We start from the raw sequence: 13546 nt of genomic DNA on the forward strand, positions 1-13546 counted from the left end.
ATGTTTACTAATCTCTTAGTTGCTATTATAAGTGTTTTGATTACTAAAATAACTATACCTTTTGTTTATAATATGTTGTTAACAAACAAATGTACTGCTTTGAATTATAATAAAATAGAGATACCTTTAGGGATGGGTATTGTGTTTATTCTTATTCAGACTATTGTTGTATATTTGTTATCATTATATTTAAAGATTAATGCTGTTCATTCTTTTTCTTACATTGTTTCAATGCTTTTAATTGGTGTAATTGGTCTTATAGACGATTTAATTGGAGAAAAAGATGTAAAAGGATTTAAAGGACATATAAAATCGTTAATAAAAGGTAAACTTACTACAGGGGGACTAAAGGCTGTTATTGGATTTGGAGCAGCTTTTCTTGTATCGATAGTTCTGTCTGATGGATACTTAAATATTGTTCTAAACACATTCATCATTGCTTTTTTTACTAACTTAGTGAATCTTTTTGATTTAAGACCAGGTAGGGCAAATAAAGCATTTTTATTTTTTTCCATAGTATTATTATTTACTGGACATGTAGAATCTTATAATTTTATAATTTTTTCTGCAATAGGAATAATTATAATATATATGCCTTATGATTTAAAATCAAAAGCAATGATGGGTGATGTTGGGTCTAATGCTCTTGGTATAACTCTGGGAGTTTATTGTATATTATCACAGTCTTTTATGTTTAGGTTAGTATATTTTATTTTATTAATAATACTACATATAATTGCTGAGTTTTACTCTTTTTCAAAAATTATAAGTAAAATTAAGTTTTTAAAATATATAGACGAATTTGGAAGAGATACTATGTAATTGGAGGTTTTTAAACTGATTGGTTTTAAAGAAGGTATAATAACAAAAATTTTAGAAATCAACGATGATGTTTCATGGGTAGAAGTAATGATTGAGAGTAATGTTTGCAAGGCAGTAAACTATAATGGCCTTACGGGGTGCCCTAAAACTGGTGATAGTGTTGTATTAAATACTACTGCTGTTGATCTAAGCCTTGGCACTGGAGGATATCATTTCATTATACACAATAATAGGATAAAAAGAAATGAAACCTCAGGTAAAGGGCACATAATGAAATTACGGTATACACCATTACAGATGAAATGCTTAGCTGCAGAAGAAGAAGATAGTCTATATCACGATAGTATTAAATCTTTTAATAACTTAAATAAATCGATTTATATAGTTGGTACATTACACAGTATGCTAGCTCCCATTGCAGCTATTATTAAATGGATGGCCCCCAAGCTAAAAGTTAATTACATAATGACAGATGCTGGTGCATTACCAATACACTTCAGCAAGACTGTAAAGCAACTAAAGGAGAAAAAAATAATTAATAATACTATTACAGTAGGACACGCTTTTGGAGGAGACTTAGAATGTGTAAATATATATACTGGATTAATTGCTTCTGATGTTGTTTTAAATAGTGATGTAACGATAATTACTATGGGGCCGGGTATTGTAGGTACTGGTACTAAATATGGGTTTAGTGGAATTGAACAAGGATATATAATTGATGCTGTAAATGTACTAAATGGAACTAGCTTTGCAGTGCCTCGAGTGAGTTTTGCTGATAAAAGAGATAGACATAAGGGTATAAGTCATCACACTATTACGACAATGAGTGAAATTACATATTCAAGATCAAATTTAGTTTTACCGTATCTTGAGGATAGTAAAATGAAGATTATTACTAGTCAAATTAATGAATATGGTATTGATGAGAAACACAATATAATTTATGAAGAAGGCAAAGACGTAAAGGCTGCTATGGATTATTTTGGCCTAAAAGTTAAAACTATGGGAAGAGACTATTATGGTGATCAAGAATTCTTTATGACTCTAGGAGCAGTGGGAAGAAATACTGTTAACTTTTTAAATAATCGTCGATAATCTGAATTAATGGTGTGTCTAGTTCATATTTATTGCATAGTTCATCAAAAGCCTCAACTATTTCATGGGCTTTACCGATAAAATAAACTTTGTTTTTAGAAGTTATTCTTAACATATGATCATCTCCTGTGAAATAGATTGTATTACATATTGATAATATATGGCAGCCTTACAGAAATTATTCCACTTCTTAAGGAGGTTTATTTATGGGATACGAAGAAAAAACTATGAAAAGTGAAAAAATCTATGAAGGAAAGATACTGAGCGTTAGAATTGATACTGTAGAATTACCGGATAAAAAGTATTCAAAACGAGAAATTGTAGAACATCCAGGAGCTGTGGCTATTATTCCAATTACAGATGATGGTGAAGTCGTTCTTGTAAAGCAATTTAGAAAGGCAGTTGAAAATGAGTTATTGGAAATTCCCGCTGGAAAACTTGAGATGGGAGAAGAACCATTAAGTTGTGCTATCAGAGAACTCAAGGAAGAAACAGGTTATACTGCTAAAGAGTTAAAACATATATTAGAGTTCTTTACGTCACCTGGCTTTTCTAATGAAAAAATGCATTTGTATATTGCAACTGGACTTGAAGACGGTGAAGCTGAGCCTGAGAGCGATGAGTATATTGATGTAATAAAGATAAAATTCAATGAACTTATGCAAATGATAGATGATGGTACAATAATTGACAGTAAAACCATCATTGGAATACTTATGGCAAATAATATCTTTAATAAGTTAACAGACAAATAGAAAAGTAATATTGACCTATGTAATAATATCCCCTTGTCAAGCATATTATTTGTTAAGAGGCTTGTATAAAGGGGGATATTATTTTTGAAAATAAAAGAATTCGTATATAAACACATTAATAATAATTTTTTACTTTATTTTTTACTTGTTCTTTTTCTAATGATAGGGATTTCAGCCGGTGCAATTACAGTGAGTGTAATAGATAACTCTCAAAAGCAAGAAATGATAAGCTTTCTTAATTCATTTTTTAAAATTTTAAATCAAAACAATGTAGATAGTTTTATACTATTAAAGCATTCACTACTAAATAATGTTCAGACATTATTCTTTATTTGGTTACTCGGAATTATTGTTATAGGAGTTCCATTAGTTATGGGAATAGTTATGTTAAGAGGATTTATCATAGGCTTTACAGTTGGATTTTTAGTAAATGAACTTGGATTTAAAGGCTTTGTATTTTCTATTTTAGCGATTTTACCGCAAAATATATTTGTTATCCCAGGGATCATTATTATATCGGCAATTTCTATCAGTTTTTCTTTAAAAACTATAAAGAATAAGATAAATAGAAAAAATAGGTATAATTTTACCGCAGAGCTGATAAGGTACTCATTAATAACTGTATCACTGTCAATACTATTAATTTTGGGAAGTTTAATTGAAGCATATATCACTCCTGTATTTATGAAACTGATATTAGGTTATGTTTCTTAGGAAGGTGGTTATTAATGAAAAATATAATCAGAGCCTTCCTTTTCTTTGCAAAGATATTTCTAATACTATTTATTATTGGAATACTATTTCCTAAATTGATCGATAGAATTCTAGAAATATTTATTTTGAGAGACTATAATGATACACCTATGGGAAATTCCACATTTGTGATGTCCTATAACTTTTTTAAAGAAGGATTTTTATACTATTTCAAACGAGTACTTTTATACTACTTTGCACTTTAACTCGAAAAAATAAAAAAATATGGAGGATTTTATGAATAAATGTTGAATAGTATCTATACTTAGAAATAAAAAGGGGAAATAATATGAATAGCAACATAGCAAAATTTACGAATTATCTTTCGAACGAAAAAGAACTTTCACATAATACGATTGAATCATATGGCAGAGATTTAAGACAATTTAGTGAGTATTTAAGTGAAAACAGCTTAGATGATTTAATAGATGTAAATAAGACCCTAATAATAACATATCTTATGCATCTTCAGAAAAAAGGTAAATCAGTTGCAACAGTATCAAGGAATATAGCGTCTTTGCGATGTTTTTATCAATACTTACTTAACGAGGGTATGATTGGAAAGGACCCTACCATAAATCTTCAATCACCTAAACAAGAGAAGAAACTACCTAGTATTTTAACCCCAAAAGAAGTAGAAATATTGCTTGAACAGCCTAACTTGGAAACTTCAAAAGGTATTAGAGATAAAGCAATGCTTGAACTTCTTTATGCTGCTGGGATAAGGGTTTCTGAGTTGATAGCCTTAAATGTTAGTGATGTTAATTTGGGAATGGGATATATTTCTTGCTCAAGGGATACATCAAATGAAAGAGTAATCCCTATCGGGAAAATAGCAGTTAATATACTGAGTACATATATAAGCGAACATAGGAGTTCACTTATAAAAGATCCTAAGGAAAGTTCACTGTTTGTCAACTATCATGGAAAAAAACTTACAAGACAAGGGTTCTGGAAAATTGTTAAGTCTTATACAAAGAAAGCTAATATAAATAAAAAAATTACTCCACACACGCTGAGACATTCCTTCGCAGCACACTTACTCCAGAATGGAGCTGACTTGAAGTCAGTGCAGGAAATGTTAGGTCATTCTGATATTTCTACGACACAGATATATACACTTGTAACTAAGAACAGGATTAAAGAAGTCTATAAAAAAGCACATCCAAGAGCCTAGAAACCTGCCAGTATTGGTGGGTTTAATTTTTTCTGTAAAAATATGTTTTGATTGGGTATAATATATATATATCAAGAAGGAGGTACAATAAATGATTAATAACGTTACTTTGATTGTTTTAGATAGTGTAGGTATAGGGGAGCTACCAGATGCATATCGCTATGGTGATGAAGGTAGTAACACTCTTAGCAATATTATTAGAGATGCTAAAGATGTAAGGTTACCTAATTTAAATAAATTGGGACTTGGAACGATAAAAGGCGTAACAGGATTACAGAGTGTAAACGGGATAGATGGAAGCTATGGTAGACTAATGGAAAAATCTCCAGGAAAAGATACAACTACTGGACACTGGGAAATAGGAGGAATTATATTAGAACAGCCTTTCCCTACATTTCCTAATGGATTTCCAAATGAACTAATAAGTCAATTTGAACGACTAATTGGCACAAAAATAATAGGAAATAAGGTTGCATCGGGTACTGTCATTATTAATGAACTTGGACAAGAGCATATTAGTACTGGGTATCCAATTGTGTATACTTCGGCAGATAGTGTTTTTCAAATTGCTGCACATGAAGACATAATACCTGTAAATAAGCTCTATGAAATATGCAAGACTGCTAGAGAAATACTTAAAGACAAGTATGCAGTAGGAAGAGTTATTGCAAGACCTTTCACAGGTGAGTCAGGCAATTTTACTAGAACTTCAAATAGAAGAGACTTTTCTTTAAAACCTATACATGATACGATACTTGATAGAATTAAAAATGAAGGCTATGAGGTAATGGCTGTGGGCAAAATAGAAGATATTTTTGGTGGACAAGGCATTACTGAAAGCATTCATACAGAAAACAATATGGATGGCGTCGATAAAACAATTGAATTTATGAAAAAGCATAAAAAAGGACTAGTATTTACAAACCTAGTCGATTTTGATATGAAGTATGGTCATAGAAACGATGTTGAAGGATATGCAAAAGCTTTAATGGACTTTGATATCAGATTACCTGAAATAATAAGTAATTTAAGAGAAGATGAGGTACTTATGATAACAGCCGATCATGGATGTGACCCTACTACTGAAAGTACAGACCATTCAAGAGAATATATTCCCGTTTTGATTTATGGCGATAAAATTAAAAAAGGTGTAGACATAGGTACTAGAGAAAGCTTCACAGATATAGGAAAAACAATTATTGAAATGCTTGGCATTCATGATGAAAAAGCAAACGGTCAAAGCTTTGCAAATATGATCATGAAATAATAGGAGGTTTATTATGGATTTTATGAATAGGATCAATGAAACTACTGAATATATTCAAAATATTATAAGAATACAGCCTGAAATCGGAATAATACTGGGCTCTGGGCTAGGTGCATTAGCAGATGAAATGATAGATGCCACAAGAATTGATTATAATGAGATTCCTAACTTTCCAGTGTCGACTGTAAAGGGACACAAAGGGAGGTTAGTTATAGGTAAACTAGAAGATAAAAATGTTGTTGCGATGCAGGGGAGATTTCATTATTATGAAGGATATAAACTAGAAGACGTTACTTTTCCAGTTAGGGTTATGAAAGCATTAGGAATAAAGTGTCTTTTAGTCACTAATGCTGCTGGCGGCGTAAACAAGCAGTTTATTGCTGGAGATCTAATGATTATAGATGATCATATTAACTTTGCCTTTGATAATCCTTTGATTGGGAGAAACTATGAAGAATTAGGGTTAAGATTTCCTGACATGTCTAATGCATACGATAAAAAATTGATCAAGATAGCTTCTGAAGCAGGAGAAAGACTCGGTGTCAAATTGCAAAAAGGTACATATATGTGGATGGCAGGACCAAACTACGAGACGCCTGCTGAGGTTAGAATGGCAAGTTTTGTCGGTGCAGATGCGGTGGGTATGTCTACAGTTCCTGAAGTTATATCAGCAGTGCATGGTGGATTAAGAGTACTTGGAATATCGTGCATTACAAATATGGCTGCCGGAATATTAGCACAGCCTTTAGATCACTCAGAGGTAATAGAGACATCTGATAGAGTTAAAAATACGTTCATTAGGCTAGTTAAGGAGATAATTAATAGTATTTAGAGGGGGATAAACATGAAAAAATTATTAGAAGAAATTAGAGAAACAAGTGATTATATTAAAGCTAAAATTAACTTTGTGCCAAGAATAGGGTTGATCTTAGGCTCAGGGTTGGGAACATTAGCTGATGAAATAAAAGATGCAGTTATTATAGATTATAAAGATATTCCTAATTTTCCTGTATCTACAGTCGCTGGACATGAAGGCAAATTAGTATTAGGCAATTTGGAAGGAAAGCATGTAATCGCAATGCAAGGGAGATTCCATTACTATGAAGGATATTCAATGCAAGAAGTTACATTTCCAGTAAGGGTCATGAAATCATTGGGAACTGATATGTTATTAGTTACTAATGCATGTGGAGGAATGAACAATGAGCTTTATCCAGGTGCTCTTATGATAATTGAAGATCATATTAACTTTATGGGAGATAATCCTCTAATAGGAATGAACTACGATGAGTTAGGTCCAAGATTTCCTGATATGTCAAATGCATATAGTGAAGAGTTGGTAAAGCTTGCAGAAGGAGTAGCTGAACGATTAAACATTGAAATAAAAAAAGGAATATATGCTGCAATAAGTGGGCCATATTATTTTTCAAAAGCGGAGCTTAGGATGCTTAGAAAAATTGGTGGAGATACAATAGGCATGTCTACAGTTCCAGAGGTTATTGTTGCTAATCATACAGGCATTAAGGTTTTAGGATTATCTTGTGTAACTGACATGGCTATAGCAGATGAGATAGTTTCAATTAGTCATGAGGAAGTAATGAAGGTTGCAAATGAAACCAAGCCTAGATTCATTAGTCTTGTTAAAGGTATTATAAATGAGGTGAATATCTAATGAGGATGGTAGACATCATTCAGAAAAAGAAAATTGGAGAAGCTTTAACAACTGGAGAAATTAACTTTATCATAGAAGGGTATACTAAAGGAGAAATACCTGACTATCAGATGTCAGCTTTTTTAATGTCGGTTTATTTTAAAGGAATGGATAAGAAAGAAACTGCAGATTTGACTATGGCTATGGTTAATTCTGGAGATAAGATTGATTTATCTGCTATTAGTGGAATAAAAGTTGATAAACATTCTACCGGTGGTGTCGGTGATAAAATTAGTTTAATAGTTGTTCCATTAGTGGCCTCAGTAGGTATTCCAGTTGCTAAGATGAGTGGTAGAGGTTTAGGTCATACTGGGGGAACTATTGATAAATTAGAGTCGATAAAGGGCTTTAAAACAGAATTAACTACTAAACAGTTTATAGAAAATGTCAATACTTATAAAATGGCTATAGCTGGTCAGACTGCAAATTTAACTCCTGCAGATAAGAAGTTGTATGCTTTAAGAGATGTTACATCAACTGTAGATAGTATACCTTTGATAGCTAGCTCTGTAATGAGTAAGAAAATTGCTTCTGGTTCTGATGCAGTTGTACTAGATGTAAAAGTTGGCTCAGGTGCCTTTATGAAGTCTTTAGATGAAGCTAGAGAACTTGCAAAAACAATGGTGGATATAGGCAATTCTTTAAACAGAAGGACTATAGCAATTATCTCAAATATGGATCAGCCATTGGGGCATGAAGTTGGGAATGTCAATGAAATATATGAAGCAATAAAAGTATTAAGTGATAGAGGTTCCGAAGATGAAACAACTGTAGCGTTAACAATAGCATCTTATATGACTGTTCTTGGAGGAGCGTTTTCTGATTTTGATACGGCTTACAAAGAATTAAAGAAAATAATAAAGTCTGGTAAGGCAATTGATATGTTAAAAAAATTAATAGAAATACAAGGTGGAGATCCAGAAGTTATAGATAATCCAGATATGCTGCCTAAAGCAAGACATCATATAAAGATAAAGGCCTCTCAAGATGGATACATTGAATCTATTAATGCTGAGGAAATAGGAATAACTGCTATGCTACTCGGAGCTGGAAGAAAAACCAAAGAGGATAATATAGATTTTTCGGCTGGAGTGACAATTGTTAAGAAGGTTGGAGAAAAAGTTAAAATCGATGAAACTGTCTGTATACTTCATACTAATATAGAGTCATATGATGAAGCAAAAGAAGTAGCTAAAAATGCATTTAAGATAGGTGAAGCAAAACCTGAATTAATACAATATGTTTATGATGTTATTCAGTGAAAAAGCTATAAACTAATAAATATAAGGTATATATACTATAATAAGTCTACATAACAATTTTATGTAGACTTTTGATTTGAGACTAGTAAAAGCTAGTCTCCTTTTTTTGTCATTTCTATTTTGCATAAGTTAAATGTTTCATGGTTAAGCTAATTTTAAAAGTTGAAGGAAGAAAGGAGGAAAAAAATGAAAATAGGCAAACAAAGTAGGATCTTAATAAGCATATTTACTTGTTTAACAATATTGTTATCAACAATTGGGTATTCATATGCAGAAGAGCCTTTTAAAATTGAGGCAAAGTCAGCCATACTTATGGATGCTGCTACAGGTGAGATTATCTATGAAAAAAACATACATGAAAAGCTTGCACCAGCAAGTATTACAAAGATAATGGTATTATTGCTATGTATGGAAGCACTTGATAGCAACAAAATAAAGCTTGAAGAAGAAGTTATAGTTAGTGCTAACGCATCAAGCATGGGTGGGAGTCAAGTATATCTTGAAGAAGGTGAAGTTCAGACAGTTGAGGAGCTACTAAAAGCAATTTCATTAAGATCTGCTAATGATGCAGCAGTAGCAATATCAGAACACTTATCAGGAAGTATTGAAATATTCGTTCAAAAAATGAATGAGAGAGCCAAAGAGCTTGGTATGAAGAATACTAATTTTAAGAATGCAACAGGACTTCCAGATAATGATCACTATACTACTGCATATGATATTAGCTTAATGTCAAAAGAATTATTAAAATATCCAAAAGTACATGAATGGTTGACATTATGGATGAGCGAGATAAAGGTTGGTAAAAAGAAAGAAGTAACTCAGAGTTTAAATAATACTAATAAACTAATTCATAATTACCAAGGTGCTAATGGAATAAAAACTGGATTTACTAATGATGCTGGGTATTGTTTGTCTGCATCAGCAAAAAGAGGTAATCTTAATTTAATTAGCGTTGTATTAGGATGCAGCACATCAAGTATTAGGTTTAATGAATCAAAAAAACTACTAGACTATGGCTTTGCAAACTATGACTCTATGCCTATATGTAGGAAAGATGATATTATTAAGATATTGCCAATATCAAAAGGCAAATCAGATGAGATAAAAGTGATTGTAAAAGAAGACTTAGCTGTATTAACAAAAAAAGGAACGTCTAAGAATGTTGAAAAAGAAATAGCACTGCCAGAAGTTATTAACGCACCTGTTAAAAAACATCAGAAATTAGGAGAATTAGTTTTAAAAATTGATGGAAATGAAGTAGGGAGAGTAGATCTTATTTCTGAGAGTGAGATTGAAAAGGCTTCTTTCATCGATATGTTTAAGAAAATGTTTGATAAACTAATAAACAATTAGAATAATTAAAGAGAAGAAAGGCTAGATATACAATAAATATTTCTAGCCTTTTCTATTGCTATTTGTTAGTATTTCAATTATTATTATAAAAGAGCGTACATTGATAAAACACTAATCTTTTGCATATAGTACTATACTAGTATTGACAATAAGTTATTACTATAATGTATAATTAATATTAGTATTAAGAACTTCATTTGAAAAGAGGCGGATGAATTGTTAGGGAATATTAATATAATAGATTTTTTTATTAGTAAGTTAATAGTATTACCAGGACTTCTGATTGCTATTACAATGCATGAGCTCGCGCATGGGTACTCAGCTTACAAGCTAGGGGATCCAACAGCTAAAGATGCTGGAAGGCTAACTTTAAATCCATTAGCTCACATAGATATATTAGGATTTGTACTATTGTTCATTGTTGGCTTTGGATGGGCCAAGCCTGTTCCAATAAATCCATCTTTCTTTAAGAATAGGAAGAAAGATACAATAATAGTTTCTATTGCAGGTCCATTAACAAATTTTGTTTTAGCAATTATAAGTTCAGTTATACTTGCAGTTGCTTATAAACTTAATGCAGGAATGATAGTGTTATTGATGATAAAACTGTTAATAAGATATAATATTGTGTTAGGATTTTTTAACCTGTTACCTTTTCCACCATTAGATGGTTCAAAAATTGTTGCAAGCTTATTACCTATAAAATATGAAATAAAATTTTATGAGTATGAGAGATATTTATATCTAATACTTATATTTCTAATAGTAAGTGATTCCATTGATAAAATTCTTGGAAAATGGATTATTGTAAGCAGTCAAGCACTATCAAAGCTTATATTTATTATAATTAGTTAAGGTGATAAAAATGGATTACAAAATTGTATTAGAATCTTTTGAAGGTCCACTTGATTTGTTGTTTCATTTAATTGAGAAAGAAAAGGTTGATATATATGACATACCTATTGCAAAGATAACAGATCAATATATTTCGTATATTAAAAGTATGCAGGAAATTGATTTAGATATTACTAGTGAATTTCTTGTAATGGCTGCTAATCTTTTGGAGATTAAATCCAAAATGCTATTACCATCAAAAAAAGATATAGAGGGCGAACAACTAGAAATAGAAGATGTGGATCCTAGAGAAGAATTGGTTAGAAGACTTTTAGAGTATAAGAAATTCAAAATGGCTGCAGAAGAATTAAAGAGTAAAGGTGATATTCGAAGTAAAATATATTTCAAACCAAAAGAAGAGCTTGACGATTTTGTTCAACAAGATGATAATTTTGAGCTTGATGGGTTAGAATTAAAAGAGTTAATTAAGGTATATAATAAAGTAATAGTAAGGTGTTTAGAGTATGAAAAAAAGATTAATGTAACAGAAATTCAGAGAGATGAGATAACCATTGAAGAAAGCATGGCTAATATTACAACAATAATTAAAGATAAAAAAACAATAGAGTTCGAAGAATTATTTGAAGGTATTTTTACTCGTTCAAGAATAGTGGTAACTTTTTTATCAATTCTTGAACTTATTAAACTAAAGATTATTAAAGTTGTTCAGGATAAAAATTTTGAAGAAATAACTATCATATTAAATCAGACATAAGAAAGGATTAGGAGTGTCTTGTATGGATAATAGAGAAGTGAAATCAATAATAGAGGCATTGCTCTTTATTTGGGGAGATCCTCTTTCATTACAGGATATATCAGAAGTTTTAGGAAAAAAGAAGGAAGAGATAAAAGAAATAATGCATGAAATGATTGATGATTTTAACTACAATAGAAGAGGTATACAAATTATTCAAATAAATGATTCTTTCCAACTAAGTACACGTTCAGAGCATTTTGAATGGGTTACAAAGCTATGTACACCGAGAAACAATAAAACTTTATCTAGTGCTGCGTTAGAAACCTTATCGATTATTGCTTATAGACAACCAATTACAAAGGTTGAAATAGAAATGATTAGAGGAGTTAAGTGTGATAAAGCATTGGCTACTTTGCTTGATAAAAGTTTAATCAAAGAGGTGGGGAGACTTGAAAAAACTGGCAGGCCAATTTTATATGGTACTACAGAGGAGTTTTTAAAATGCTTTGGATTGTCCAACTTGGACGAATTACCTCAATTAGATATATTTAATGAATCTGACAAAGAAGTATTAGAATAACACAATTTAGATTGTGTTATTTTTTTTGCTGTTTTTGGGAAAAATAGTTATTTAAGAGGCTTAATATATCACTTGAGGTGAACTAAATTGAGAATTATAGCTATATTAGCTATTGTGTTAACATTAATATTGTTTATACCTTTTTATATAACTATAAAACTAAATAGGAAAAATGATAATGATAATGTATGCGTAGGAATAATACTATTTAAAATAATTAAAATAAACTATGAAATACCGTTCATGGATATAATAAGTTCCAAAGGAAAAGTTGAATTAGAGTTAAATGAAAAACTACAAGAAGAAGCAAGTAAAAAAGACATAAAAAGAAGCAAAACCTTTATAAATCTAGATGATGTTATACAAATTTATAAAAAAGTGGAGAGAAATAAATTAGTTTTTCAGACTATAAGTAGTTACATGTTAGATAAAGTAGAAATAAAAAAAATAAATTGGACTACAAAGATAGGAACTGATGATGCTGCAATTACTGCAATGATATTTAGTTTTTTTTGGTTTCTTGAAAGCTTGGTATTGTCTATCTTATTAAGAAATAAAAAGATTGATAATTATCATATAAACGTATTTCCTGAGTTTAGTCAAAGTATTTTTGAGATTGACGTTTTCTGTATATTTAAGTTGAAATTGGTTTATATTATTATTGCGGGATATAAAGGTGTAAAAGTTAAAATTAAAGGTGGTGGATTAGATGTCTGAACATCCAATAGAAGGCTTAATGAAGACTACAATGGATAGTATAAAAGAAATGGTTGATGTAAACACAATAGTTGGAGATCCTGTTGAATCTCCGGATGGCCAAGTCATTATTCCAATATCTAGAGTATCTTTCGGATTTGCTGCAGGAGGAGCTGAATATGGTACAGGAAATAAAGAGAAAAAGGGTGATGAAAATAATAAGACAAATGGAGGAGAAAAAATACCTTTTGGTGGCGGGTCAGGTGCAGGAGTATCTGTTCAGCCAGTAGCTTTTATAGTAGTAGGTAATGGAAACATGAAACTATTACCTGTAGACCATAGTACTAATGTTTTATCAAACCTTTTAGAGTTTATTCCAAAAATAACTAATAGTATTCAGCACAGAACAAAAGATAAAGAAAAAAAGGAAAGAAAGTATGACAAAGAAGATAATTAAAGAGCAGAGGATAACTGCTCT

17 protein-coding genes are annotated in these 13546 nt (G+C 30.9%); 16 read left to right on the forward strand and 1 reads right to left on the reverse strand.

Features of this window, described 5'->3' with window-relative positions; genetic code table 11:
* Complete coding sequence (locus HNR33_RS03360; RefSeq protein ID WP_429079999.1) at nucleotides 1–822, forward strand: phospho-N-acetylmuramoyl-pentapeptide-transferase; 822 nt, start codon at nucleotides 1–3, stop codon at nucleotides 820–822.
* A complete protein-coding gene (locus HNR33_RS03365) occupies nucleotides 823–1920 on the forward strand; it encodes a DUF3866 family protein (RefSeq protein WP_429080000.1) in 1098 nt (365 codons plus the stop codon). It begins immediately after the preceding gene.
* Here the strand turns inward: HNR33_RS03365 and HNR33_RS03370 are convergent.
* A complete protein-coding gene (locus tag HNR33_RS03370) occupies nucleotides 1895–2035 on the reverse strand; it encodes a hypothetical protein (protein ID WP_429080003.1) in 141 nt (46 codons plus the stop codon). The two genes, HNR33_RS03365 and HNR33_RS03370, sit on opposite strands and share 26 nt — an antisense overlap.
* Before the next feature lie 91 nt (nucleotides 2036–2126).
* Between HNR33_RS03370 and HNR33_RS03375 the strand changes: the two genes are divergently transcribed.
* From HNR33_RS03375 to ytfJ, 14 genes are all read left to right on the forward strand, one after another.
* Nucleotides 2127–2675 carry an NUDIX domain-containing protein gene (locus HNR33_RS03375; protein WP_429080005.1) on the forward strand — a complete coding sequence of 183 codons (549 nt, stop codon included), beginning with the start codon at nucleotides 2127–2129 and terminating at the stop codon, nucleotides 2673–2675.
* 84 nt (nucleotides 2676–2759) lie between these two features.
* Nucleotides 2760–3389 carry a stage II sporulation protein M gene (gene spoIIM / locus HNR33_RS03380; protein ID WP_429080008.1) on the forward strand — a complete coding sequence of 210 codons (630 nt, stop codon included), beginning with the start codon at nucleotides 2760–2762 and terminating at the stop codon, nucleotides 3387–3389.
* A 14-nt stretch (nucleotides 3390–3403) separates the two neighbouring features.
* Entirely contained in the window at nucleotides 3404–3634 is a 231-nt protein-coding gene (locus tag HNR33_RS03385; RefSeq protein WP_429080011.1) for a hypothetical protein, read from the forward strand.
* A gap of 83 nt (nucleotides 3635–3717) precedes the next feature.
* On the forward strand, nucleotides 3718–4605 hold the full coding sequence (gene xerD / locus HNR33_RS03390; protein ID WP_429080013.1) for a site-specific tyrosine recombinase XerD: 888 nt from the start codon (nucleotides 3718–3720) through the stop codon (nucleotides 4603–4605).
* Nucleotides 4606–4696: 91 nt separating this feature from the next.
* Nucleotides 4697–5872: a phosphopentomutase gene (locus tag HNR33_RS03395; protein WP_429080015.1), complete on the forward strand. Its 1176-nt coding sequence runs from the start codon at nucleotides 4697–4699 to the stop codon at nucleotides 5870–5872.
* Nucleotides 5873–5885: 13 nt separating this feature from the next.
* The gene (locus tag HNR33_RS03400; protein WP_429080018.1) at nucleotides 5886–6704 is read left to right on the forward strand and encodes a purine-nucleoside phosphorylase; all 819 of its coding nucleotides are present in this window, start codon (nucleotides 5886–5888) and stop codon (nucleotides 6702–6704) included.
* A 12-nt stretch (nucleotides 6705–6716) separates the two neighbouring features.
* Nucleotides 6717–7544, forward strand: a complete 828-nt coding sequence (locus tag HNR33_RS03405) for a purine-nucleoside phosphorylase (protein ID WP_429080021.1) — start codon at nucleotides 6717–6719, stop codon at nucleotides 7542–7544.
* Nucleotides 7544–8845: a pyrimidine-nucleoside phosphorylase gene (locus HNR33_RS03410; RefSeq protein ID WP_429080023.1), complete on the forward strand. Its 1302-nt coding sequence runs from the start codon at nucleotides 7544–7546 to the stop codon at nucleotides 8843–8845. Before HNR33_RS03405 ends, HNR33_RS03410 begins: the two co-directional genes overlap by 1 nt.
* Nucleotides 8846–9031: 186 nt before the next feature.
* Complete coding sequence (locus HNR33_RS03415) at nucleotides 9032–10201, forward strand: D-alanyl-D-alanine carboxypeptidase family protein (RefSeq protein WP_429080025.1); 1170 nt, start codon at nucleotides 9032–9034, stop codon at nucleotides 10199–10201.
* A 216-nt stretch (nucleotides 10202–10417) separates the two neighbouring features.
* Nucleotides 10418–11056 (forward strand): site-2 protease family protein, encoded by a 639-nt coding sequence (locus HNR33_RS03420; RefSeq protein ID WP_429080027.1) that lies wholly within the window; start codon nucleotides 10418–10420, stop codon nucleotides 11054–11056.
* A 10-nt stretch (nucleotides 11057–11066) separates the two neighbouring features.
* Entirely contained in the window at nucleotides 11067–11810 is a 744-nt protein-coding gene (locus HNR33_RS03425) for a segregation and condensation protein A (RefSeq protein WP_429080029.1), read from the forward strand.
* 22 nt (nucleotides 11811–11832) lie between these two features.
* Nucleotides 11833–12372 (forward strand): SMC-Scp complex subunit ScpB, encoded by a 540-nt coding sequence (scpB, locus tag HNR33_RS03430; protein ID WP_429080032.1) that lies wholly within the window; start codon nucleotides 11833–11835, stop codon nucleotides 12370–12372.
* 87 nt (nucleotides 12373–12459) lie between these two features.
* Nucleotides 12460–13089 carry a DUF2953 domain-containing protein gene (locus tag HNR33_RS03435; RefSeq protein WP_429080033.1) on the forward strand — a complete coding sequence of 210 codons (630 nt, stop codon included), beginning with the start codon at nucleotides 12460–12462 and terminating at the stop codon, nucleotides 13087–13089.
* Nucleotides 13082–13525: a GerW family sporulation protein gene (gene ytfJ / locus HNR33_RS03440; RefSeq protein ID WP_429080036.1), complete on the forward strand. Its 444-nt coding sequence runs from the start codon at nucleotides 13082–13084 to the stop codon at nucleotides 13523–13525. Before HNR33_RS03435 ends, ytfJ begins: the two co-directional genes overlap by 8 nt.
* The last annotated feature ends 21 nt before the right edge of the window (nucleotides 13526–13546 follow it).

The organism is Brassicibacter mesophilus (assembly GCF_050433385.1).
GTDB classification, from domain to species: Bacteria; Bacillota; Clostridia; order Tissierellales; family Proteiniboraceae; genus Brassicibacter; species Brassicibacter mesophilus.